General features: G+C 65.4%; 21 protein-coding genes. 13 read left to right on the plus strand and 8 right to left on the minus strand.

Going from position 1 to position 24,588, the window contains the following annotated elements:
* Positions 1-38: 38 nt before the first annotated feature.
* Positions 39-1,337 carry a serine hydrolase domain-containing protein gene (locus ACVIHF_RS05015; protein WP_256558506.1) on the minus strand — a complete coding sequence of 433 codons (1,299 nt, stop codon included), beginning with the start codon at positions 1,335-1,337 and terminating at the stop codon, positions 39-41.
* A gap of 107 nt (positions 1,338-1,444) precedes the next feature.
* Positions 1,445-2,821 carry an aminotransferase-like domain-containing protein gene (locus ACVIHF_RS05020; RefSeq protein ID WP_456791824.1) on the minus strand — a complete coding sequence of 459 codons (1,377 nt, stop codon included), beginning with the start codon at positions 2,819-2,821 and terminating at the stop codon, positions 1,445-1,447.
* A gap of 95 nt (positions 2,822-2,916) precedes the next feature.
* Between ACVIHF_RS05020 and ACVIHF_RS05025 the strand changes: the two genes are divergently transcribed.
* The gene (locus ACVIHF_RS05025; protein WP_057018899.1) at positions 2,917-3,342 is read left to right on the plus strand and encodes a DUF983 domain-containing protein; all 426 of its coding nucleotides are present in this window, start codon (positions 2,917-2,919) and stop codon (positions 3,340-3,342) included.
* A 324-nt stretch (positions 3,343-3,666) separates the two neighbouring features.
* On the opposite strand, the gene ACVIHF_RS05030 is transcribed toward ACVIHF_RS05025, so the two are convergent.
* Entirely contained in the window at positions 3,667-4,866 is a 1,200-nt protein-coding gene (locus ACVIHF_RS05030; RefSeq protein ID WP_249796145.1) for a multidrug effflux MFS transporter, read from the minus strand.
* A 330-nt stretch (positions 4,867-5,196) separates the two neighbouring features.
* On the opposite strand from ACVIHF_RS05030, the gene ACVIHF_RS05035 reads away from it, so the two are divergent.
* Positions 5,197-6,531, plus strand: coding sequence for an MFS transporter (locus tag ACVIHF_RS05035; protein ID WP_253603213.1), 1,335 nt, complete (start codon positions 5,197-5,199; stop codon positions 6,529-6,531).
* A 180-nt stretch (positions 6,532-6,711) separates the two neighbouring features.
* Here ACVIHF_RS05035 and ACVIHF_RS05040 read toward each other — a convergent pair whose 3' ends face one another.
* The 4 genes from ACVIHF_RS05040 to ACVIHF_RS05055 all read right to left on the minus strand — a co-directional run bounded on the left by ACVIHF_RS05040 (position 6,712) and on the right by ACVIHF_RS05055 (position 10,761).
* Positions 6,712-7,344, minus strand: a complete 633-nt coding sequence (locus ACVIHF_RS05040) for an aspartate/glutamate racemase family protein (RefSeq protein ID WP_253603211.1) — start codon at positions 7,342-7,344, stop codon at positions 6,712-6,714.
* 163 nt (positions 7,345-7,507) lie between these two features.
* Positions 7,508-8,518, minus strand: a complete 1,011-nt coding sequence (locus tag ACVIHF_RS05045) for an amino acid ABC transporter substrate-binding protein (RefSeq protein ID WP_253603209.1) — start codon at positions 8,516-8,518, stop codon at positions 7,508-7,510.
* Between the two features lie 12 nt (positions 8,519-8,530).
* Entirely contained in the window at positions 8,531-9,880 is a 1,350-nt protein-coding gene (locus ACVIHF_RS05050) for an aspartate aminotransferase family protein (RefSeq protein ID WP_456791825.1), read from the minus strand.
* 5 nt (positions 9,881-9,885) lie between these two features.
* The gene (locus tag ACVIHF_RS05055) at positions 9,886-10,761 is read right to left on the minus strand and encodes a MurR/RpiR family transcriptional regulator (protein WP_456791826.1); all 876 of its coding nucleotides are present in this window, start codon (positions 10,759-10,761) and stop codon (positions 9,886-9,888) included.
* Positions 10,762-10,916: 155 nt separating this feature from the next.
* Here ACVIHF_RS05055 and ACVIHF_RS05060 point away from each other — a divergent pair, with 155 nt between their 5' ends.
* From ACVIHF_RS05060 to ACVIHF_RS05070, 3 genes are all read left to right on the plus strand, one after another.
* A complete protein-coding gene (locus ACVIHF_RS05060; protein WP_456791827.1) occupies positions 10,917-12,104 on the plus strand; it encodes an amino acid ABC transporter permease in 1,188 nt (395 codons plus the stop codon).
* A 1-nt stretch (position 12,105) separates the two neighbouring features.
* The gene (locus ACVIHF_RS05065) at positions 12,106-13,227 is read left to right on the plus strand and encodes an amino acid ABC transporter permease (protein WP_456791828.1); all 1,122 of its coding nucleotides are present in this window, start codon (positions 12,106-12,108) and stop codon (positions 13,225-13,227) included.
* Between the two features lie 356 nt (positions 13,228-13,583).
* Positions 13,584-14,093, plus strand: a complete 510-nt coding sequence (locus tag ACVIHF_RS05070; protein WP_253603204.1) for a hypothetical protein — start codon at positions 13,584-13,586, stop codon at positions 14,091-14,093.
* Between the two features lie 215 nt (positions 14,094-14,308).
* Here the strand turns inward: ACVIHF_RS05070 and ACVIHF_RS05075 are convergent, their stop codons facing one another.
* Positions 14,309-15,346 (minus strand): DUF4274 domain-containing protein, encoded by a 1,038-nt coding sequence (locus tag ACVIHF_RS05075; protein WP_456791829.1) that lies wholly within the window; start codon positions 15,344-15,346, stop codon positions 14,309-14,311.
* A gap of 170 nt (positions 15,347-15,516) precedes the next feature.
* On the opposite strand from ACVIHF_RS05075, the gene ACVIHF_RS05080 reads away from it, so the two are divergent.
* The 8 genes from ACVIHF_RS05080 (at position 15,517) to ACVIHF_RS05115 (ending at position 24,552) form a co-directional block, all read left to right on the plus strand.
* Entirely contained in the window at positions 15,517-16,311 is a 795-nt protein-coding gene (locus ACVIHF_RS05080; RefSeq protein ID WP_141343101.1) for a FadR/GntR family transcriptional regulator, read from the plus strand.
* Positions 16,312-16,355: 44 nt separating this feature from the next.
* On the plus strand, positions 16,356-17,774 hold the full coding sequence (locus tag ACVIHF_RS05085; RefSeq protein ID WP_456791830.1) for an amidase family protein: 1,419 nt from the start codon (positions 16,356-16,358) through the stop codon (positions 17,772-17,774).
* A gap of 39 nt (positions 17,775-17,813) precedes the next feature.
* Positions 17,814-19,244: an amidase family protein gene (locus ACVIHF_RS05090; RefSeq protein WP_456791831.1), complete on the plus strand. Its 1,431-nt coding sequence runs from the start codon at positions 17,814-17,816 to the stop codon at positions 19,242-19,244.
* Between the two features lie 234 nt (positions 19,245-19,478).
* Positions 19,479-20,696: an ABC transporter substrate-binding protein gene (locus tag ACVIHF_RS05095; protein ID WP_225646329.1), complete on the plus strand. Its 1,218-nt coding sequence runs from the start codon at positions 19,479-19,481 to the stop codon at positions 20,694-20,696.
* A gap of 255 nt (positions 20,697-20,951) precedes the next feature.
* Positions 20,952-21,377, plus strand: coding sequence for a GFA family protein (locus tag ACVIHF_RS05100; RefSeq protein ID WP_253603192.1), 426 nt, complete (start codon positions 20,952-20,954; stop codon positions 21,375-21,377).
* 298 nt (positions 21,378-21,675) lie between these two features.
* The gene (gene cnbZ / locus ACVIHF_RS05105; protein WP_456791832.1) at positions 21,676-22,428 is read left to right on the plus strand and encodes a 2-amino-5-chloromuconate deaminase CnbZ; all 753 of its coding nucleotides are present in this window, start codon (positions 21,676-21,678) and stop codon (positions 22,426-22,428) included.
* Positions 22,429-22,552: 124 nt separating this feature from the next.
* Positions 22,553-24,145, plus strand: coding sequence for an FAD-dependent oxidoreductase (locus tag ACVIHF_RS05110; RefSeq protein WP_456791833.1), 1,593 nt, complete (start codon positions 22,553-22,555; stop codon positions 24,143-24,145).
* A 2-nt stretch (positions 24,146-24,147) separates the two neighbouring features.
* Positions 24,148-24,552, plus strand: coding sequence for a c-type cytochrome (locus ACVIHF_RS05115; RefSeq protein ID WP_456791834.1), 405 nt, complete (start codon positions 24,148-24,150; stop codon positions 24,550-24,552).
* The last annotated feature ends 36 nt before the right edge of the window (positions 24,553-24,588 follow it).

Below are 24,588 nucleotides of genomic sequence, written 5' to 3' on the forward strand. Positions count from 1 at the left end.
ATGGATTGCTTCGCTGCGCTCGCAATGACGGTGGGAACTCAATCCGGGCTGAACGCGTCGTAGACCAGCTTGCGGAACGCGGGCGTAATGCGCTGGCGCTCGTTCTGGGTCTGCTCGAGCATGATGTAGATCATGTCGAGCTTCGGATCGACGCCGAAATAGGTGCCGCTGCCGCTGTCCCATTTCAACTCGCCGATCGAGCCGGGCGGTGGTGGCTTGGCAATGCCGGGATCGGTGCGCACGGCGATGCCGTAGCCATAGCCGAAGCCGTCGCCGGGAAAGTACCAATAGTCGCGGCCGACACCGGAGCCCGGCCCGATATGGTCCGTCGTCATGGTCTTGAAGGCTGCGGGGCTGAGATAGCGCTTGCCGTCCAGCTCGCCGCCGTTGAGCAGCATCTGCGCGAAGCGCGCATAGTCGAGGATGGTCGACACCAGACCGCCGCCGCCGGATTCCCACTCCGGATGCGCGCGCCGGTCGTTCTCGCCCTCGATCAGGATGGTGTCCGAGGGCAGCGGCTCCGCCAGCCGCGTCCCTTCGGTCTCGGCATCGAGCACGTATGAGGTGTCCTTCATCCCCAGGGGATCGAACAGGCGCTCCTTCTCGAACTGATAGAGCGTCTTGCCCGAGACTATCTCGATCACCCGGCCGAGCACGTCGGTGGAATGACCGTAGCGCCACAGCGTGCCGGGCTGTCGCGACAGCGGCAGCTTGGCCAGCCGCGCCACGAATTCCTCGTTGTCGAATTTGCCGTCGAACAGATGTCCTGCGCGGTAGATCTTCTGGATCCAGTCGGCGCCGATATATTCGTAGGTGATGCCCGAAGTGTGCCGCATGATATCTTCAATGGTCACCGGCCGGATCGGCGGCACCAGCTCAACCTTGGCCGGATCGTTTCCGCCGTCCGGTTCGATGGCGACCTTCACGTCGGCGAAAGCCGGAATGTATTTCGACAGCGGGTCCTGCGGCGACAGCTTGCCCTCGTCGACCAGCATCATCGCGGCGGTGTTGGTGATCGGCTTGGTCATCGAATGCAGCGCGAACATCGTGTCCGGCCGCATCGGCGATTTGGTCGTGACGTCGCGATAGCCGAAGGTCTTCAGGTAGACCGGCTTGCCGTGCTGCTGGATCAGGATGACCGCGCCCGGAATCTTTCCTGTCGCAACCTCGTTGTCAAAGAATGCGGTGATGCGTTCGAGTTTTTCCGGCACCGGGGCAGGGGCATCGGAGGCGCGCGCCGCGCCTGATATGACAACTGCAAGACAACCGATCGCGGTCACGGCTCCGCGAAGCGACAGCACAGCACGGTGGACTGCCTGATCATACCCGCACGACATTGAAAAGCCTGCCCCTGCCTGATGCCCTGAGCGCAGAGTTTTAGCGGCGCGCGCTCCCGCGCACCATAATCATTTTGGAGCGAGTTTATTCCCGGCGATCGCCGGAATTATACGATTTGGGTAGCGCCGACGGGCATGCGCACCGCATTCGACAGCACCTGCAGCGCCTGGCTCAGTTCGGCGCGGTTGCGCGCCGCACCCAGCGACACGCGCAGGCCGCGCGGCGCGGCATCGCCTGCCGCAAAGGCGTCTTCGCCGACCACGGCGAGACCGTTGCGCATCAGATGCGACAGCAGGTCGGTGCCGTCGAAATGCTTCGGCAGCGGCATCCAGAGATGGTGGCTCGCCGGCCGCGCCGCATAGCTGACGCCTTTGAGGAAGCGGGCCGCGAGCTGTTGGCGCGCCGCGGCCTCGTTTCGGATGGCGCGGATGATGTCGGCGGCGACGCCGGAACGCAGCCATTGCGTGACCAGCGCGACCATCAGCGATGGCGGCATCTGCATGGTGGCCTGCATGCCGGCGCGCATGCGCTGCTCGGCGGCGGCATCGGGCGCCAGGAGATAGGCGACGCGCAGGGCCGGCGCGATGCATTTTGCGATGCTCGCGGCGTAGTAGGTGCGCTCCGGAATCAGGGTTGCGATCGGCGCCATCTGCGGTTCGAGCGGCCCGTAGACGTCGTCTTCGATCAGGACGCAGCCGCGCTTGCTGATGACATCGGCGACCGCCTTGCGTCTGATCGCGCTCATCGTCGCCGTGGTCGGGTTTTGCTGCGTCGGCACCAGGTAGACCGCCTTCGGCTTGTGCTTGCGGCAGGCCTCGTCGAGCGCGTCGGGCCGCGCGCCCTCGGCGTCCATCGCAACCCCGACCAGGCGGATATCAAGCCGCGCCGCCGCGGCCTTGATGCCGGGAAAGGTCAACGCCTCCGTCACCACGACATCGCCCGGCGATGTCAGCGCCAGCAGCGTGTTGAAGATGATCGCCTGCGAACCCGGATAGATCACGATGCGGTCGGCCGCCGCCTGCGGCACCCGCGGCGCGAGCCACGCGGCGCCGGCCTCGCGCTCCTCAGTGGTGCCGCCCGGACGCGTGTAGCCGAGATAGGCGGAGAACCCGGCCTCGGAGCGAATGGTCGCAAGTCCCTGCGCAATGCGCAGGTCGAGATTGGCCTCGACCGGCTGCGGCGGCAGGTTCATCGACAGGTCGATGTTGACGGGCGCGGGCAGGTCGGAGGTGGCGCGCGCGGTGGTCTCCGAGACGAACGTACCCTGGCCCACACGGGCGTCGAGCAGTCCGCGCCGCCGCGCCTCGCCATAGGCACGAGTCACCGTGGTCAGATCGATATCGAGCGCTGACGCCAGCGCGCGATGGGTCGGCAGCCGCTGGCCGCGCACCAGCCGGCCGCTCGCGATGTCGGCGGCCAGCGCATCGACGATGCGCAGGAACATCGGGCCGTGCCATTCCGAAACTGTAGGGATCCAATCCATGCAATCCGACGCTTTGTCTTTGATTGTAGGTGCTCGAATGCATATTGTATGGATCATCAGATCGGGTCAAGGACAACGGCCAAAGGAAAACGACGATGACCGAGACGGTTTCCCTGCCAAAGGCGATGTGGCGCGGCTTCACCATGAAATGCCCGAACTGCGGGCGCGGCCATCTGTTCGGCCGTTTCCTCAAGGTCGCCGATCACTGTGAGGTCTGCAGCGAGGACTTCACCCCGCAGCGCGCCGACGATTTCCCGGCCTATCTCGTGATCGTCGTGGTCGGCCACGTCGTGGTGCCGGCGCTGCTGTGGCTCGAGATGAACTACGCGCCGCCGGCCTGGCTCCAACTGGCGATCTGGCTTCCATTCACGCTGTTCAGCGCGCTGGCGCTGCTGCAGCCGACCAAGGGCGCGATCGTGGGCCTGCAGTGGCAGCTGGGGATGGAGGGATTCGCGGCGACGCGGCGTGCGGTGGCGCCCGCCCGGGCGCAAAGCAGCGTCGGACGGACTCGCGAAGCCTGACGCGATCTCAGAATTGTAGCCCGGATGAGCGAAGCGATATCCGGGAACAGCAGCCCCGCATATCGCTCCGCTCATGCGGGCTACAGTGGTGTAACCAGTCAGAATTGTAGCCCGGATGAGCGAAGCGATATGCGGGAACAGTTGCCCCGCATATCGCTGCGCTCATGCGGGCTACAGCAGCGGGTCAAGTCAGGATCGTAGTCCGGATGGAGCCAACGGGTCGCGCGAACGCGCGCCCGATGACAAGCTCCGCGTAATCCGGGATCCTGTCGCCCGCACGATGAATCCCGGATTGCGCTGCGCTGCATCCGGGCTACGGATCAATCAAATCGGATGATGATGCGGCCGGAACATCCGGCCCTTCTCCGTTACCAAGACGACGGCGAGCGCGGCCAGCGTGCAGAGGAAGAAGCCGGTCGCGAACGGCGCCAGCGTGCCGTTGTAATCCTGGCCGATCGTGGTGCCGACGCCGATCCCGAGCAGCGTCGTGATCGTGCCGTACAGCGAGGAGGCGGTGCCGGCGATCTTGCCCTGCGGCTCCATCGCGAGCGCGGTGAAATTCGCCATCATCAGCCCGAACGCGAACATCATCAGGCCCGACAGCACCATGAACAGCGGCAGCGACAGCGTGTCGGTCTTCACCGCCAGCAGCAGGGCGCCTGCGACGACGGCAAAGCCGGTCAGCGCGGCGTGCGAGATCACGCGCATGCCGATGCGGCCGACGATGCGCGAATTGAGGAAGCCGGCGATCGCGACGCCGACCGCGCAGGCCGCGAAGGCGACCGGGAAGTAATGCCCGAGCTTGAAGATCTCGGTGAAGATCTGCTGCGAGGAGAACACGAAGGCAAACAGCGAGCCCTGCACGCCGCCGGCGGCGAGCGCGTAGCCGAGCGTCTGGCGATTGGTGACGGTCTGGCGAAACGCGGACAAGACCTCCGGGATCGCCAGCGACTTGCGCAATTCCAGCGGCAGCGTTTCCGGCATCCGCATCGCACTCCAGGCCAGCGCGATCACGCCGTAGATCATCAGCAGCACGAAGATGCCGCGCCAATGCGTCAGCAGCATCACCGCCTGGCCGAATGACGGCGCGATTACGGGGACTGCGATGAACACCATCATCGCCAGCGACATCACGCTCGCCATCCGGCGTCCAGCGTAGCAGTCCCGCACGATCGAGGTCGCGATCACGCGGGTCGCCGCGGTGCCGAGCCCTTGCAGCGCGCGCGCCAACAGCAGCGTCTCAAACGAGGGCGCCATGATCGCGAGCAGGCCGGCGATGGTGTAGACGGTCATGCCGCCGAGCAGCACCGGGCGGCGGCCGAAGCGGTCCGACAGCGGGCCCATCACGAACTGGCCGACGCCGAAGCCGACCAGGAAGATCGACAGCACCATCTGCGGGCGGTTGGCGTCGGCGATCTGGAACGCGGAGCGGATGTTCGGCAGCGCCGGCAGCATCATGTCCATCGCCAGCGGGTTCAGCGCCATGATCGAGGCGATGACGACGACGAATTCCGGGAAGCCCATCGGGCGGTGGCCTGAGGAAACCCAGGCATCGGCATTGATGTCAGACACTTAGCAACCTCTTGGGAATCCTCGCATCGTAGCGACCTTGTTGCGATGCACAATTGACGTTTCGGGATAGCTGCCCGCCGATCGCGGTCGAGGTAACGGGGTCGGGAACCGGGGCCAAAAGCACAATTCGCCGAATATCGTTGCGGCTGCAACTATTTTGCTCGTGTGGTGCGGAAACCTCTGCTAATCCCGGGCCCAGCATCCGTGCGGGACAGGCGCATCGCCGCCGACCACGCCCGCGCGGCCAAGAACAGGTTCAAGAACGGGTTTTGGGGAGGCGACATGTCCATCGAACTGTCCGCGCGCTCGCGCGGCGCTGAACTGTCGGATGAGGAGCGCAAGGTCCTCACCGCAACGCTCGTCGGCACCACCATCGAGTGGTACGACTTCTTCGTTTACGCCCAGGCGGCGGGCCTGGTGTTCGGCGCGCTGTTCTTCGCGCCGATGAACGCGAACAATCCGCTGCTGGCGCAGATCGTCTCGTTCGCGACGCTCGGCCTCTCATTCCTGTTCCGCCCGTTAGGGGCCATCGTCTGCGGCCATCTCGGCGACCGCTTCGGGCGCAAGAACATGCTCGTCGTCACGCTGCTGTTGATGGGGGCGGCGACCGCGCTGGTCGGCCTGCTGCCGACCTACGCACAGATCGGTGCCTGGGCGCCGGCACTCCTTATTCTCCTGCGCATCCTGCAAGGCTTCTCGGCCGGCGGCGAGTGGGGCGGCGCGGCGCTCATGGCGGTGGAATCGGCGCCCGTCGACAAGCGCAGCTTCTTCGGCTCGTTCCCGCAGATCGGCACGCCGCTCGGCATGATCCTGGCGACCGGCGTGCTGTGGGTGCTCACCGCGACGCTCGGCAAGCAGGCGATGATCGAGTGGGGTTGGCGGATTCCGTTCCTGCTGTCGATCATGCTGATCGTCGTCGGCATCGTGATCCGCCGCACCGTGGAAGAGTCTCCGGTGTTCCAGGCGATGCAGCGTCGGCACAGGGAATCCTCTGCACCGCTGCGCGACCTGATGCGCAATCACAGCAAGGAGATCCTGCGCACCGCGTTGATCTTCATGGCCAACAATGCGGCCGGCTACATCCTGATCGCGTTCATCATCAGCTACGGCGCCAATACACTGAAGATGCCGTCCGAGCAGCTGCTGCTGATCGGCACGCTCGCGGCGGTCAGCTGGTTCATCTTCACGCTACTCGGCGGTATCCTCGGCGACAAAATCGGCCGCGTGCGCTGCTTCCAGATCGGCTACACCCTGATGGTGCTGTGGGCGGTGCCGATGTGGTTCCTGATCGACAGCAAGAACCTGCTGCTGTTCTTCGTCAGCGCGGTCGGGCTCACCATCGCGCTCGGCCTGTCCTACGGCCCGCAGGCGGCGCTCTACGCCGAGCTGTTTCCGGCCAAGGTGCGCTATTCCGGCGTCTCGATCGGCTATGCGCTCGGCGCCATCTTCGGCGGCGCCTTCGCGCCGATGATCGCGCAATGGATCATCGGCACCTACGGCCAGTCCTGGCGCGTCGGCGTCTACATCGCGGTGCTGTCGCTGATCTCGCTGATCACGGTGTCGACGATTAGGGATCCGCAAGGCGTCGATCTGAACGTGCACGACGCGGGCGGGTGAGCGGCCTGACGAAGATTGGCGGCTCCGTCATTGCGAGGAGCTCGCGACAAAATTGCGAAGCAATTTTGCGCTGAAGCGACGAAGCAATCCATTATCCGCATAGCGGAGCGATGGATTGCTTCGCGGAGCCTGTCATCCGGCGGCGCTTCGCGCCGACCGGGTGGCTCGCAATGACGGAGATCAAACCCCCAGCATCGCCTTTAGCTTCAGCACCGCGCTATCAGGCGTCGTCAGCACCTCGCGGCCAGTGGCTTCGGCGACGCGCTCGGCCGCCGGCGCCATGCTGTACTGCGCGAGCGCGATCAGATCGCAGTCGCGCAGCTCCTTGGATGCCTCGACGACGATGCGGTCATGCTCGGCGCGGTCGCCGCGGTCGAGCGCCGCCAGCGCGCCCTCGGCAAGTTTCGGCACCAGCGTGACCTGTGGCGGAAATTCCGGCGGCATCGACACCAACGTCGGCGGGAAGGTCGAGAGCAGGCCGATCCGCTTGCCCTTTGCCACCGCCTGCTCGATCATCGCCTCGTTCGGCTTCAGCACCGGCATCGGCGCGTGCGCGCGCGCCACCGCCTCGATGCACGGCCCGAACGCCGAGCAGGTGAACAGGATGCCATTGGCGCCGGTGCTTGCCGCATAGCGGCCCATGGTCAGAAATCGCTCGGTCATGCGCTCGTCAAGCCTGCCGTCGCGCGCGAGGTCCGCCGACAGGCTATCGTCGAGCAGGTTCATCAGCCGCGCCTCTGGCCAATGCCGTGCGAACGATGCTTCGATCGGCACGATCGAGTGTTTCAGGGCGTGAATCAGGGTGATGCGCATCGATGTTTCTTGCTCTCCCTCTCCCCGCTCTTTCGCGGGGAGAGGGTTGGGGTGAGGGGCTCTATCGTCGTAACAGGTGAGAGGAGGGTATGCGGAGGCGCCCCCTCACCCGGATTGCTTCGCAATCCGACCTCTCCCCGCAGGCGGGGCGAGGTAACTTCGGTCACTTGAACGGAATCGCGTACATCAACCCGCCCTTGCTCCAGGTGGCGTTGAGGCCGCGCTCGAGCTTCAGCGGGCTGGCCTTGCCGACATTGCGCTCGAAGATTTCGCCGTAATTGCCGCCGGCCTTGATCGCGGCGAGCAGCCATTTGTTGTCGAGGCCGAGGCGCGAGCCGAGATCGCCCGACGCGCCGAGCAGGCGCTGGATCGCCGGGACCTGCGACTTCGCCATCTCGTCGGCATTGGCCTGGGTGACGCCGAGCTCTTCGGCCTCGATCAGGCCGTAATGCAGCCAGGTGATGATGTCGCTCCACACTTCATCGCCGTTGCGGGTGAACGGGCCGAGCGGCTCCTTGCTGATGGTCTGCGGCAGCACGACATAGTCATCGGCCTTCGGGGCTGCGGTCGCGACCGCGCCTGCGAGCGCGGAAGCATCCTGGGTCATGGCATCGCAGCGGCCGCCGAAGAAGGTCTGGTACATGGTGTCGACGCGGTCGAACACCAGCGGCTTCCAGTCGATGCCGTTGGCGCGGCCGTAGTCGCCGAGCGTCACTTCATGCGTGGTGCCCTGGGCGACGCACACGGTGGCGCCCTTGAGGTCCTTCAGCTCCTTCACGCCGAGGTCCTTCTTCACGACAAAGCCCTGGCCGTCGTAGAAATTGACCGGTCCCTGCCGCAGCCCAAGCGTGGTGCCGCGCAGAAAGGTCTGCGTCGAGTTGCGGTAGAGCACGTCGATCTCGCCTGACTGCAGCGCGGTGAAGCGGTTCTGCGCGGTCAGCGCGACGTAGCGCACCTTGGCGGGATCGCCGAGCACGCCGGCGGCAAGCGCACGGCAATAGTCGACGTCGAGGCCCTTGAAGTTGCCTTGCGAATCCGGCGCCGAGAATCCGGCAAAGCCGGTCGAGACGCCGCACACCAGCGTGCCGCGCTGCTTGACGGTGTCGAGCGTCGCGGCGCTCGCGGTTGAGAGTCCTGCGACGAACAGGCTCGCCGCGATCAATACGTTCCTCATTCTGTCCTCCTCCTAATGACCAACGTCTTTCAACGCGCTGTCTACCGCAGCGCCTAGCCGCTCGACGATCATGTCGATGTCGCCGGAAGTCGCGATATAGGGCGGGGCGAGCAGCACGTGATCGCCGCGCTGGCCGTCGGCGGTGCCGCCCGACGGATAGCAGCCGAGCCCGCCGGCGAAGGCCGCGGATTTGATCCGCTGATGCAGCTTCAGCTTGGGATCGAACGGCTGCCGCGTGGCACGGTCGGCGACCAGCTCGACACCCCAGAACAGGCCGCGGCCCCTGATGTCGCCGACATGGCGATGATTGCCGAACCGTTCGGTGAGCCGCTGCTCGAGCTGGCGGCCGCGCTCCTTGACCTGGTCGAGCAGCTTCTCCTCAGCGATCACCTTCTGCACCTCGAGCGCGGCGGCGCAGGCGAGCGGATGCGCCAGATAGGTGTGGCCGTGCTGGAATGCGCCGGAGCCGTTGCGCACCGTGTCGACGATCGTGCCGCTGGCAAGCATCGCGCCGATCGGCTGATAGCCGCCGCCGAGCCCCTTGGCGACCGCCTGGATGTCGGGCGAGATGCCTTCCTGCTCCCAGGCATGCAGCGTGCCGGTGCGGCCCATGCCGCACATCACCTCGTCGAGGATCAGGAGCGCGCCGTGGCGGTTGCAGATCTCGCGCACCGCCTTGAAGTAACCCTCCGGCGCCGGCACGCAGCCGGCGGTGGCGCCGACCACGGGCTCGGCGATGAACGCCGCGACCGTATCGGGGCCGAGCCGCTGGAATTCGGCTTCGAGCTCGGCGGCAAGGCGCGCCACGAACGCCGCCTCCGATTCGTCGTCGCGCTTCTCGTGATAGGCGAAGGCCGGCGTGACATGGCTGAACGAGGGCGACAGCAGCGGCGCGTAGGGCTCGCGGCGCCAGGCATTGCCGCCGGCCGACAGTGCGCCGAGCGTATTGCCGTGATAGCTCTGGCGACGCGCGATGAAGCGCGCGCGCTTCGGCTCGCCGCGCTCGATGAAATATTGCCGCGCCAGCTTGATCGAGGCCTCGATCGCCTCCGACCCGCCGCTGACGAAATAGACATAGCCGAGGCCGCCGGGCTCGTGGCCGACCAGCCGCTCGGCGAGCTCTTCCGCAGGCTCGGATGAGAAGAAGCCGGTATGGGCATAGGCGATCTTTGAAGCCTGCCTGCCGATCGCGGCCAGGATGCGCGGATGCTGATGGCCGAGGCACGACACCGCGGCGCCGCCGGAGGAATCGAGAATGCGGTGGCCATCCTCCGCGATCAGCCAGACGCCGTCGCCGCCGACCGCTTTCGGCGGGGTCTCGCGCAGGCTGCGATGCATCACGCGGCTCTTGTTGGCTGCCATGACAGTCATCCTTTCTCGACGAAATATTGCGACATCTCGGCAAGCCGGCCCTCGGTCTCCTCCAGCTTGCGCTTTGCCCCGGCGCCGCCCAGCGTGAAAGCGACGGCCGCAAGCGACTGCGCGACTGCGATCGCGCCGGTCAGACTCGGGAAGAAGCCGGGCGAGGAGGCGGCCTCGAACAGCAGCAGATGATCGGCGCCCTCGGCCATCGGAGCTGCGATGGTGTCGGCGATCGCGATCAGCGCAGCACGCGCCTGATGCGCCGCACGCGCCGTCTCGACGCTGACCAGGGTGTAGGGCGCAAAGCCGATCACGACCACGGCGTCGCCCGAGCGGAAGGCGCCGTGGTCGAGATCGAACGGGCCGGAGCCGCCGACCAATTGCACGGCATCGGGGCGGAACAGGCGAAGCTGATAGGTCAGCAGTTCCGCGACGCTGCGGCAGCTGCGAAACCCTGATATCCAGATCCGATCAGCCGAGTGCAGCGCACGCGCGGCTTCCGCGATCGCGCTCGCTGAAATCCGCGCAAGGCCCGCGGCCTCGGCTTCCAATTTGTCGTGCACCAGTTTGACATCGGCATTCGGCCCGGCGCGGCGGCTCCTGGCGCGGCCGGAGAACGGCGAGCCCTGCGCCGGCCGGCGCGCCTCGGTGAGCGCGGCGCGCAATTCGTCCCAGCCGGAATAGCCGAGCGCCTTGGCAAGACGGGTGAATGAGGCAGGATCGGCGCCGGCGACGGAGGCGAGCTCGCGCATCGAGCGGGTGGTGGCGTCGTAATCATTGGCGGCGACGAACCTGCCGACCTCCTGCAACCGCATCGGCAGCGACGGCAGTGCGCTGCACAATTCGTTCAGGGGCGATGGTTTCGGCTGAGCCTGGGCCATGAAACATATGTTGCACAAATATTAAATTGGTGCAACATATGACGCGCGCAGGATTTGAGGTTGACGCGTCTTCTTCACGCGAACCGGGTATCCACTTCGCTCGAAAACGCTCTTGCGCATGGCAGAAGATCGCTTCTCACTGGGGTCCTTGTGCTGTGACGACATCGACGCCGAAACGCCCTCCCGTCCGGCCCTGGCGGCTTTCGCTCAGCGATCCCCGCGTCGCGGGCCTGTTCTGGCAGATCCTGGTGGTCGCCATCGCAGTCGCCGTCGTCGCCTGGCTGTGGTCCAACGCGGTCCATAACCTCTCGGTGCGGCGCATTTCGACCGGCTTTGCCTTCCTCGGCCGTGAAGCCGGCATGCCGATCGCCGACAGCTGGATCGACTACACGCCAAAGAACACTTACCTGCGCGCGTTCATCGTCGGGGTCGTCAACACGCTGCGCGTTGCGGTCATCGGCATCGTGCTGGCGACCGTGATCGGCACGCTGGTCGGTATCGCGCGGCTGTCGTCGAACTGGCTGCTGGCGCGGCTCGCCGCCGTCTATGTCGAGGTGCTGCGCGACCTGCCGCTGCTGTTGCAACTCCTGTTCTGGTACGTGCTGATGCAGGGCCTGCCGGCGGCGCGCCAGGCGTGGAAGCCGGTCGACGGGGTCTATCTGTCCAACCGCGGCCTGGTGCTGCCGTCGGTGCCGCTGCATGAGGCCAATGGCTGGACGCTCGTTGCGCTGGTCGCCGGCGTGATCGTCTTCCTCATCGTCAGGCGCCGCCTGATCGCGCAGCAGATGCTCGATGGCAAGGCGCGGCCGGTCTGGCCCTACGCGCTCGGCCTTATCATCGCGCTGCCTGCGCTGGTGTCGTGGCTTCTGGGCGCAAGCTGGAGCGTCATGCTGCCCGAGCTGCGCGGCTTCAACTTCGTCGGCGGGCTGACCCTGGCGCCGGAATATTTCGCGCTGCTGATCGCGCTGGTCACGTATACTTCGGCGTTCATCGCCGAGATCGTACGCAGCGGCATCCAGGCGGTGCCGCGCGGCCAGTCGGACGCGGCCAAGGCGCTCGGGCTGAAGCGCAGCTTCGTCCTGCAGCACATCGTGCTGCCGCAGGCGCTGCGCGTCATCATCCCGCCGATGACCAGCCAGTATCTGAACCTGACCAAGAATTCGTCGCTCGCGGTCGCGGTCGGCTACCAGGACATCGTCTCGATCGCCAACACCACGCTGAACCAGACCGGGCAGGCCATCGAGTCGATCGCGCTGATCATGATGGTGTTCCTCACCATCAGCCTCGGCATCAGCCTGTTCATGAACTGGTACAACGCGCGGATCGCGCTGGTGGAGCGCTGACATGAGCTCGGTCGCACATCTCCCGCAGGATCCGCTGCCGATCGGCCGGCGCCGCGCGCGGCGCACGCTCGGCGGCCAGATCGTGGCCTGGCTGCGCGCCAACCTGTTCGCGTCCGTAACGTCGAGCATCATGACGCTGCTGCTGCTGTTCGTGCTCGGCAAGGCGTGCATCGGCCTCTGGCAATGGGGCATCGCCAACGCGGTCTGGATCGTCTCGGGCAACGACACCAGCGCCTGCCGCGCGCTGCGCGGCGTCGGCGCCTGCTGGGCGGTGATTCCCGAGAAGTACCGCTTCATCCTGTTCGGCACCTATCCGTTCAGCGAGCAGTGGCGGCCGGCGCTCGCGGTCGTGATCTTCATTGCGCTGTTCGTGATCTCGAGCCGCCGCAGCTTCTGGCGCAAGGAGCTGTTCCTGCTGTGGGCTGCGGCCTTGATCGCGATCGGGTGCCTGATGTGGGGCGGCTTTCTCGGCATGTCCTTTGTCACGCAGGACCGCTGGGGCGGGCTGCCGGTGACGCTGATCCTGGCGACTTTCGGATTGGCGTTCGGCTTCCCGCTCGGAATCCTGGTCGCGCTCGGGCGCCGCTCCAAACTGCCGGCGATCCGCTCGCTCTGCGTGCTCTATGTCGAGCTGATCCGCGGCGTGCCGCTGATCAGCCTGTTGTTCATGGCGAGCGTCATGTTTCCGCTGTTCATGCCTGACGGCGTCAACATCGACAAATTGCTGCGCGCCCAGATCGCCTTCATCCTCTATGCCGGCGCCTACCTTGCGGAAGTGGTGCGCGGCGGTCTGCAGGCGGTGCCGCGCGGACAATATGAGGCCGCCGACGCGCTCGGGCTGTCCTACTGGGAGAAGAACGCGCTGATCGTGCTGCCGCAGGCGATCCGCCACGTCATCCCGCCGCTGGTCAACACCTTCATCGCCTTCTTCAAGGACACCAGCCTGGTCCTGATCATCGGCATCTTCGATCTCTTGACCACCGCCAAGACCGCGATCGTCGATCCGGCCTGGCAGGCCTTCAGCGTCGAGGTCTATGTGTTCGTCGGCGTGATCTACTTCGTGTTCTGCTTTGCGATGTCGCGCTACAGCCGCGGCCTCGAGGCGCAGCGCCCGCACGGCTGAGCGATCCGGATTCTCCGTCGCTTGCCTCCCTCACATGCTGCATCCTTCGGTGCCGGCCTGTTCGCATCCGCAGCCGTGTGCTTTGATTTCTGGAGCGGCCTGTTCTGGCTTTAACGATGCGGCAACCAAGACTTGGCCGATGGTTGGCGCAAAGGCGCGGCTGGCACAGAGTGCACTAGGCGATGTTCCGCCCGTAACTTATCTTGAGCGCGATTGGATTCGCGAGCGCGCGCGATGACAGAAATCATTGTTCGCGCGGGCATCGTTCAATCTGGACTGAACGCAAATGCTGCCGTTGATTTGTTGATTTGGTGCGGGCCTGACAGGCTTTACTTTTTGATTTTTGCCGTACGCCAATGGCCGAAGACAACGCCGCCTATCCGGAAAGCACCCGAAGCCAGGTCCACGATGCCCTGCAGGGCTTTTCGACCGATGAGCTTCGCCAACTCCTGGCGGAGATCGAGCAATTCCTGAGTGTTGAAGCCAAGCCTCGCCGACCGAGACTGCGACTGGCGGGAGGCACATACGTGAACGAGTATACCGCGCGCGCAAACATCGACCACTATCTGGATCTGCTGAAGCGCCCGGACGTTCCAACCAACACGAGATCGATGCTCAACAAGCGGCTGCTTGAGGAAGAAGACAAGCTCGGCCGCCGACGCGAGCAACTGGAGTTTGCCGAAAGCAGGGCCGCGGCCTGCCGGGATCGCGCAGATCGCCAGCGGCGTCTGGCGGAATCGTTTGCCCCTGGTTCGGTTGACCGGGAGCAGGCCGAAAGGCTGCTGGTCAATTTCGAGGCGCTCGCGCAGTTCGTGGAGGGCTTTTGTCGCCAGATGCGCCACACCGTGAACCATAGTCCGCTTTAAGCGAGACGCCGCCTCGGTTCCGCGGGCTCCTCGTCATCACCATCGTACAGCGTCCGGTCGCCCTTTGACCGCGTAGGCGCTTTGCCTCGGGGCGATGCCAAACGACCGGGGGGGTACGCTGTTCGTCGGCGTGATCTACTTCGTGTTCTGCTTTGCGATGTCGCGCTACAGCCGCGGCCTCGAGGCGCAGCGCCTGTCGAATTGAGGAGGCGTGATCATTCTTGGCAACAGCGCGGAAAGTCCCTGCCGCACCCGAGTTGCTCGCGCTGCTGTTTCCAAGCCGTAAAGCCCAGCCTCAACTGGCAGTCCTCGTAGAAATACGCTGAATTCGCCTGCCGTCCGCCAAACCGGCGCAGTTTCGGTCCCGGCACTGTCCACGGCAGCGGACGACCACTGGCCTCCCGGCGCGCCACCAACTCGTCGTAGTATTGGACGTCGGACGGCTGAACTGAGGGCTGCAATTCATTGCGCAGATAATGCCCGCGTTGCCAGTTGTCGGCCACGCGCTTCATGAGATGCCATTTGCGCCGATAGCCGGAACTGAGTTGCGCCGGCTCCTCGTTGGCGAGCCCCAATGCCGCGATGAAAAAGTATTGCGCGGCCGTGCCGAGGTCGCAGTTCGGCTGCTCGAAGATCCATTCGATCACGCTATCCCGATCGTCGCTGTTGTGATCCCAGCTGTCGACGATGACGTGCCAGGTGTCGGGCGTCTGATCCTTGATCCAGAGCAGGAAGTCGTCGGGCTCGGTACTCAGCGCCGCATGCGGACACGGCCAATATTGCGACTTGAGTTCTTCGTCCGGCGCAGCCGCTTTTTTTCTGGCCTCTTCCTGCTGTTGCGCCACGGCCTGCATGGCGTGAACGGCATGCCGACGCTGCCGCATCCGCTTTGCCGTCGCGGCGTCCAGCGGTCGCAAGAGGTAATCGACGTGAGCCTCGCTCTCGGGCTCGGGAGGCAGGAAGTAGACGGAAAGCGCTGCATCCAGGCGGACGATCGCGGCCGCAGGCAGCAACTGTATGGTGTCGCAGTACGACCCGACGGTCGTGTCGCGCATCCCGATGCGCGCAGCGCGCGCTTCCAGCTCGACATCCGCGAGGAAGTAGTCCCACGACAGCCCCTCGAATGGCCGGGTCGCAAGGCCTTGAAACGTAATGCGGCTCTGGATGGCGCTTCGGTGGAGCGCAAGGTTTTCGTCGGACAGTCCCACGCCGCCACCGGATTGAGCCTGATCTCGAACTTCGTCGCCTGTCATGCCGGCCTCATTGGAATTTGCCGTGGCATTCTAGGCATCAGATGTTGATCGATCCTGAGTCCGCAGCGTCGATTTCTGCGTTTCCTGGAACGGGAGTATTGGCCGATGTAGCCCGGGCGGCCGGCGGAAACGTCTTGCCATACCGTGCCGGACCTATTTATGATCATAAAATGGATAAATCGGCTCTCCCGTCCCTCGACCCTTCGCGCCGCGCCTCGATCAAGCGCAAGCGCTCGGACGCCGTCGCCGACCTGATCCGCAGCCACATCTTCCAGGCCGGCTTGCAGCCGAGCGACCGGCTGCCGCAGGAGGGCGAGCTGATCGAGATGTTCGGCTGCAGCCGCTCGACCATCCGCGAGGCGCTCAAGTCCCTGGAGGTGCAGGGGCTAGTGCAGAACACCACCGGTCCCGGCGGCGGCGCGCGGGTGGCGCCGGTGTCGATCAACCGGATCGTCGGCCTGCTCAGCAACTACTTCTACTTCCAGTCGGTCTCTACCGCGCAAATCTACCAGATCCGCCGGCTGATCGAGCCGGAGCTCGCCTTCAGCGTGGTCGGCCACCTCACGGCGGAGCATTTCGCAGCACTGGAAAAGGCGATCGCGGTCCAGGAGCATCATCCCCGTGGCGATGCCGATTGGGAACATCATCGTCACGCCGAGATCGATTTCCACGACATCCTGATCGAGGCCTGTCCCAACCCGCTGCTCGGCCTGGTGTGCCGGTTCGTCAACGAGGCCATCAGGCATCTGATCGGCAAGCTCGGCGTGCAGGAATTCGCATCCAGCTTCACCTGCGAGAATATCGAGTTTCACAAGCGTCTGATGGCCGCGTTCCGCTCCGGCAATGCCGCGCGCGCCCGGCGCGTGATGCTCGATCATGTGCTGAGCGCCGAAGCGGTGGTCGTTCCCGCGGAAGACCGGCGCATCGATCTGCCCGTGTTTCATCAGCCGTTGCGGCTCGATTGAACCGCATCGGCGGACTGCTGCATCACGCCCTGGAGAAAACGACAATGGACACGCGGCGCGAGAATGAGTTGTGGAGCTGGTCGGCCGTCGATCTGGCGCGTGCGATCGCGACGCGCGCGATTTCCAGCCGGGAAGCCGTGCGATCCAGCCTCGATCGCATCGCCGAGGTCAATCCGGCATTGAACGCCATTGTCGCTGTGCTCGCCGATGAAGCGCTGGCCGCCGCGGACGCGGCGGACGAAGCGGTGAAGTCAGGCGCGGAGCTCGGCGTGCTGCACGGCGTGCCGGTCACGATCAAGGTCAATGTCGACCAGCGCGGCTGCGCCACCACCAATGGCGTCGTGGCCTTCCGCGACGTGATCGCCACCGAGGACAGCCCGGTGGTCGCGAATCTTCGCAAGGCGGGCGCGGTCATTGTCGGGCGCACCAACACGCCGGCCTTTTCGCACCGCTGGTTCACCAACAACGATCTGCACGGCGCGACCTACAATCCGTGGAGCCGCCGGCTGACGCCGGGCGGCTCCAGCGGCGGCGCAGCGTCGGCGGTTGCCTCCGGAATGGGCGCGATCGCGCACGGCAATGATTTCGGCGGCTCGATCCGCTATCCGGCTTACGCCTGCGGCGTCGCCGGCCTGCGTCCGACGCCGGGGCGGATCCCCGCGTTCAATCCGTCGGCAACCGGCGACCGTCCGATCACCGCGCAGATGATGTCGGTGCAGGGGCCGCTCGCCCGCTCGGTCGCCGATCTCGGGCTCGGCCTTGCCGCGATGGCCCAGGCGGACGCGCGCGACGGCACATGGCTGCCGGTGCCCCTGCAAGGTGCGCCGCTCAAGCGTCCGATTGGTGTCGCGATCGCGCCCGTGCCGTTCGGCGACGAGGCGCCGGAGGTGAGCGCGGCGGTGCGCGCTGCCGGGCGCTGGCTCGCGGAGGCCGGCTTTGCCGTGGAGGAGACCGTGCCGCCGCGGCTCGCGGAGGCCGCCGATCTCTGGCATCGCCTCGTCATCAATGAGGAGCGGCGCGTGCTGGCGCCGATGATCCGCAAGTTCGGCGACGATCGCAGCCGCTACAATCTCGAGTGTCATATCGCCTACGCGCCCGAGCTCGACGGCGATCAGGTGCTCGCCTGCTTCGAGCAGCGGCTGGCGATCGTGCGGGCCTGGCAGCTGTTTCAGGAGCGCTATCCGGTCATCATCCTGCCGGTCTCGGCGCAACTGCCGTTTCGTTTCGATCAGGATCAGGAAGATGCGACGGTGGTCCGCGCGGTGCTCGACGCGCAGCGGCCGTTGCTGGCGGTGCCCGCGCTCGGCTTTCCGTCGGTCGTGGTACCGACCGGGACCGCCGGTAGCGTGCCGGTCGGCGTGCAGGTGATCGCCGGCCGCTTCCGGGAGGACATCTGTCTCGCAGTGGCCGAGCTGATCGAGGCGCGCGCATCAAAGCTGACGCCGATCGACCCGCGAGATTGAACCAACAACAAAGCACTGAACATCAAGGGAGAATATCACGTGACGAATGCACCGATCTGGCAATGGTCCGCCGTCGACACGGCCAAGGCGATCCGAGACAACGAAGTGACGTCGGAAGAGGTGGTTCGCGCCCATCTCGACCGCATGCGGGAAGCCAATCCGGCGCTCAACGCCGTCGTGGTCGATCTCGGCGCGTCGGCGATGCAGGCGGCGAAGGCCGCGGACGAGGCGCTGGCCGCGAGCAAGCGCGGAGGCGGCGCCGTCGGGCCGCTGCACGGCGTGCCGGTCACGATCAAGATCAACATCGACGTCGAGGGCCAGGCCAATTCGAACGGCGTGGTGGCATTCAAGGACAACATCGCGCCGGGCGACTCGCCGGTGACGGCCAATCTCAAGAAGGCCGGCGCCGTCATCATCGGCCTCACCAACACGCCGGAGTTCTCGCTGCGCGGCTTCACCGACAACCCGCTGCACGGCCTGACGCGCAATCCCTGGAATGCCGACGTGACCTGCGGCGGATCGTCGGGTGGCGCCGGCGCGTCGATTGCCGCCGGCATCGGCACCATCGCACATGGCAACGACATCGGCGGCTCGCTGCGCTGGCCGGCGCATTGCAACGGCATCGCCACCATCAAGCCGACCCAGGGCCGCATTCCGGCGTTCAATCCGAGCGCGACCGCGGAGCGGCCGCTGATGGCGCAGTTCATGTCGTCGCAAGGGCCGCTGGCGCGCCACGTCGCCGACGTGCGCCTCGGCCTCGAGGTGATGGCGCAGCGCGACCCGCGCGATCCCTGGTATGTGCCGGCGCCGCTGACGGGGCCGAAGCCGGCTGGGCCGATCAGGGTCGCGCTCGCCAAGATCCCCGAGGACATGGCGACCGATCGCGGCGTGATTGCGCTCCAGCGCAAGGCGGCGGATCATCTCGCCGATGCCGGCTATGCGGTCAGTGAGGTCGAGGTGCCCGACCTCAACAAGGTCTGGCAGCTCTGGTGCGACCTGATCATGACCGAGACCCGCGTGTTGCAGCAGGACCAGATGCTGGCGACCACCAGCGCCGACTTCCAGAAGACGTTCCGCGGCTTCATGGCGCTGGCCAACCCGCTCGACCAGGCCGGCTACATGAAGGCGATTGCCGAGCGCTCGCGCCATATCCGGAACTGGATGACGTTCCTCGAGCAGTATCCGCTGGTCGTGATGCCGACCACCGTGCGCAAGACGCCGGAGGTCAATGCCGATCTCGGCGGCGATCAGCGCGTCAAGGATTTGTTCTGGAACGACCTGCGCTTCATTTCGTCGATGAACGTGCTGGGGCTGCCGGCAGCGGTGGTGCCGGTGGGCCTCGATGAGGAATTGCCGGTCGGCGTCCAGATCGTCGGCTCGCGCTATCGCGAGGACATGTGTCTCGACGCCGCCGAGGCGATCGAGCGCAAGGCCGGCGTTCTGGCACGGCAATTGTGGCAGCAGCGCTGAGGCGATCCCGACGCCACCACGCATTATCCATTCGCATGATTCAGCGCACGCCGCGGCGAAATTTCGTCGCGGCGTTCGTACGATCGGAAACGCGAGCGTGCTGGCAGTCGAGCTGTGTTCCTTCTCCCGGAATTTCTGAGCGGAATCGCAGAGCGCCATGCCGGCGACGGGGTTGTCGGCGATCCCTGATTGCTTCAGGAGATCGTCCGAAACGTCGAAACCCCTGGGAACGAAATGTCCATCACGAAACGCTCGCATGTCCTAGTCGCAATTGCCGTGTGTCTCTCATTTGCGGCCGGCGCTGCCCGAGCGGAGGATGGCGTGCTGCGGGTCGGCATCATCACCGACATGAGCGGGCAATATTCCGACGGCAATGGCCCGGGATCGGTGATCGCGGCGCAGATGGCCGCGGAGGAAATCGGTGGCACGGTCGCCGGACGCAAGATCGAGATCATTTCGGCGGATCACCAGAACAAGCCTGATGTGGCGACCGGCATCGTGCGCAACTGGATCGACAACAAGGGTGTCGACGTGATCGCCGAAGGCGTCAATTCCGCGGTGGCGCTCGCGATCCAGACCGTGACGCGCGAACGCAAGAAGCTGTTTCTGATCTCGGGCTCGGGCTCGTCCGATCTCACCGGCAAGCAATGCTCGCCGACGAGCGTGCAGTGGACTTATGACACCTATGCCTCCTCGAACGCGACGGCGAAGGCCGTGGTTGCGCGCGGCGGCACGCCCTGGTTCTTCCTGACGGCGGATTATGCGTTCGGCCAGGCGCTGGAGCGCGATGCCAGCAAGGCCGTGACATCGGCCGGCGGCAAGGTGCTGGGCGCGGTCCGCCATCCCTTCGACACCGCCGATTTCTCGTCCTTCCTGCTGCAGGCCCAGTCCTCCGGCGCCAAGATCCTGGCGCTTGCCAATGCCGGTTCCGACTTCCGCAACGCGGTCTCTCAGGCCGACGAATTCAACATCCGCGCCAGCATGCAGGTCGTCGCGCTGCAGGTGACGCTCACCGACGTGCCGGCCCTTGGCCTCGCGCATGCGCACGATCTGCTGTTCACCGATTCCTTCTATTGGGATCGCACGCCGGAGACGCGCGTCTTCGCCCAGGAGTTCTTCAAGCGGCACGGCGCGATGCCGACCGCCTATCAGGCCGGCGTCAACTCGGCGCTCAGGCACTACTTCAAGGCGGTCGCCGCCACCAACTCGGTCGATTCGGAGATCGTGATCGCGCAGATGCGCAAGACCCCGGTCAATGATTTCTTTGCCCAGAACGGCGTCGTGCGCGAGGACGGCCGGATGGTGCACGACATGTACCTGATGCGCATCAAGAAGCCGGAAGAGTCCAAGAGCAAATGGGACCTCTACGAGTATCTCGCGACGGTGCCGGGCGACCAGGCCTTCCGTCCGCTCGATGAAGGCGGCTGCCCTTACGTCGCCAAATCGCACTAGCATCAAGAACTTGCATCGAGCCTTCGCGTGAGTTTTTCTGCCATCATGCGCGAGTTTTGATCGATTGTCCGGCGCCGATCCTGAATGATACGTTCGTATTGAGATCAGTCTCAGTTGCCAGATCATGATAGTCGCGCAGGTCGCTGCGCGGTTCCGAGCGAACTGCGGGCTTGCTGTGCGTTGACCTCGCTGAGACCTTCTCGTCCGCCCGGCAAGACCGGGCGCAGAGGCGATCAGGAGAGGAGACGCAGCAACATGACGGGCGACACGGGTGTTCGGGCTGGCCAGTGCCATTGCGGCGCGGTGCGTTTCGAGGTGACGCTCAGCGACGGCTTCAATTCGATCCGCCGCTGCACCTGCTCTTACTGCCGGATGCGGGGCGCCGTCGTTGCCATGGCGGAGATGGGCGGGATCAAGTTCCTGCACGGCGAGGAGGCGTTGACAAGCTACCGCTTCCATACCGGATCGGTGCAGCACTTCTTCTGTTCGCGCTGCGGGATCTACACCCATCATCAACGGCGATCGAACCAGAACCTGTATGCCGTCAACGTGGCCTGCCTGGATGGTGTAAGCCCGTTCGACTTCCCCGAGGTGCCTGTGATGGACGGGGTCAATCATACGAACGACACCGGCAAGCCGACGCGCCGGGCAGGCACACTCCGCTTCATCCCGGCCGACTAATGATCGCTGTCGGCCGACGACCGCCCGGCTCCTCGCGGGACGACGGTGAGAGGGAAGGGAGCCCTTCCACCGGTGGTCGTGCAACAAGTTCAGTGTCGTCCCTGCCTAGTGCGCAATTGCGCACGGGAGCAGGGACCCATAACCACCGATCGTCATTGTTTCACGACGCCGAAATGACGAGTCCCCTTAACAACCTCGGCTGCGGAGTATGGGTCCCTGCTTTCGCAGGGACGACAGCTGTGGTGAAATCAAGCGAGGCGTCATCGCGACGGCCCCATCACCGTGTTCACGAGGCACCATGACCAACACCATCGAGGCTTTCGACGGCGGCTACCGCTTCATGCCCGGCGTCGGCCAGTATTCCTGCGGCATCGCTGCGCTGCCCGGCTTTGCCATCGAGCGCGTCAGGTTCTCTGAACCGGTGCCGTTGGGCGCGGGTTTTGCAAGGATTGCCGACATCATCAAAGCGGCGGGTCGTCCGCTGACGTCATTTGGCGCCTGCGAACTGCGTTCCCCGGCGCCGTTCACCGAGGACGGGTTCAGGGCCTTCAACGAGATCTACATCAAGACGCTCGTGGCCTGGGGCGTGATGCGGGACGGCGTCAATCCGGTGGCGCGCAGCAATGTCTGTCCGAAGCTCGATCCGCCCGGCGAGCCGAGCTTCCACGCCTTCTGCTACACGGTGCCGGCCGCCAAGGACGAACCAGCCAGCTTTGTCGTCGCCGGCAGCGGCGAGTCGGTCGAGGGCAAGGCCAATTACCGCGATCATACCGTAGCCCTCGGCGACACCAGCCCGGCCGGCCTGCTGGCGAAGGCGAAATTCGTGGCCGACGAGATGGAACGCCGGATGAGCGCGTTCGGCGGCCGTTGGCAGGACACCACCGCGGTGCAGCTGTACACCGTGCACGACGCCTATCCGGTGCTCGAAAGCGAACTCGGCCGCCGCGGCGCGCTTCGCAACGGCTTGACCTGGCATTTCGACCGGCCGCCGGTGGTTGGCCTCGACTTCGAAATGGATTGCCGGCGCGTGCATCGCGAGCGCGTGGTGTGACGTGGCGGTCGCGTGATGCATCAAAAGCGCGTGTGGGTGCATGTGGAAGCGCGCGCCCTTTCTTGACACGGATCGCGTCAACCGTTTCCCTTCGCCATCGACGTCAGCGGCTGGGTGAGCGCGGGTGCAGAACGAATCTGTGATCAGGCGGCGTGATCTGCTGGCGCTGATTGGCACCATTGCCGGCAGTTCGGCGATGTATCACGCGATGACGAGCCTCGGCTTCGCGTCCGAATCCGCCTACAAGGGGCCGCTCAAGCTCGCGGGCGATGTGAAGGGCGCCTCGGTGCTGATTCTCGGCGCGGGGCTTGCCGGGATGACGGCGGCGCTGGAGCTGCGCAAGGCCGGCTACAAGGTCCAGATCCTCGAATTCAACAGCCGCGCCGGCGGCCGCAACTGGTCGATCCGCGGCGGCGACAGCTTTGTCGAGCTCGGCGGCTTCAGGCAGACCAGCCAGTTCGAGCAGGGGCTCTATCTCAATCCCGGGCCGTGGCGGATTCCCTATCATCACCGTGCGCTGCTCGATTACTGCCGCCGGCTCAATGTGACACTGGAACCCTTCATCCAGCTCAACCACAACGCCTATCTGCACGCGACGCGTGCATTCGGCGGCAAGCCGCAGCGCTTTCGCAGCATCAAGGCGGATTTCCAGGGCGGGGTCTCGGAGCTGCTCGCAAAGATCACCCAGCAGGGCCGGCTCGACGAGACCGTCGGCAAGGAAGATCAGGAGATCCTGCTGCAGTCGCTGCGCGACTGGGGCGCGCTGGATCGCGACTACAAGTACAATGCCAACCTCGTGTCGGCCGAGTTCCGCGGTTATGCGCGCGATCCCGGCGGCGGCTTGATGGGCGATCCGCTGCCCAGCGACCCGATCCCGCTGCAGGAGCTGCTGCGGTCGCGGATGTGGCGCTATCTGCAGACGTTTGCGCGCTACGATTTCCAGACCACCATGTTCCAGCCGGTCGGCGGCATGGACATGATCGGCAAGGCGTTCGCGCGCGAGGTCGGCGATCTCATCCGCTATGGCGCCAAGGTGACGCAGATCCAGCAGAACGGCTCCGGCGTCACCGTGAGCTATGTCGACACCGCCAGTCCATCGACGGTGCAGCAGGCGACCGCCGACTGGTGCATCTGCACCATCCCGTTGCCGATCCTGAGCCAGTTGCCGGTCGATGTCAGCGCGCCGATGAAGAGTGCGATCGACTCCGTGCCCTATGCCGCCTCGGTGAAGATCGGCCTGCAGTTCAAGCGGCGGTTCTGGGAGGAGGATGACGCGATCTATGGCGGCATCAGCTATACCGACCTGCCGATCCGGCAGATCGCCTATCCGAACTATGACTTCAACCGCGGCGGCCGCGGCATCCTGCTCGGCGCCTACATGTATGGCGGTGCCAATTCGTTCGAGTTCACCGCGATGACGCCGGTCGAGCGGGTCGCCAGCGCGGTCGAGTTCGGCGCCGCAATCCATCCGCAGTACAGGAACGAATTCGAGAACGGCGTCGCGGTGGTCTGGCATCGCGTGCCGTTCACGCTCGGCTGCGCCGGCGAATGGACCGAAGCCACCCGCGCGCAGCATTACCGCAATCTCTGCCAGATCGACGGCCGTATCGTGCTGGCGGGCGAGCACGCCTCGCAGCTGCCCGCCTGGCAGGAGGGCGCCATCCTGTCCGCGCTCGACGTCATCTCCCGGCTGCACGAACGCGTGGTGAAGACATGATGATGCGGACGGCCACATCCGTCGTCGCCGCCCTGGCGCTGCTGTCGGCGACGGCAGCCCTTGGGCAGGACAGCGGCGCGGGCAAGCGCACCTTCTCTTCGGGCTACCGCTTCGTCGAGATGACCGGCGAGGAACTGTTCGCCAATGTGTGCCAGGGCTGCCACATGCCGGATGCGACGGGCGCCAGCGGGGCGGGCAGCTACCCGTCGCTGGCCGGGAACAAGAATCTCGAGGCCGCCAGCTATCCGGTCTTCCTGGTCATCAATGGCCGCCGCGGCATGCCGGCGTTCGGCGACATGATGACCGATGGTCAGATCGCCGCCGTTGTGAATTATCTGCGGACGCACTTCAGCAATAACTATGAGGATGCGGTGACGACCAAGGATGTCCAGGACGCCCGCCGCTAGAGGCGCCGTTTCCGTCATTCCGGGGCGTGGGCAAGG

Source organism: Bradyrhizobium sp. USDA 4506, from assembly GCF_054058795.1.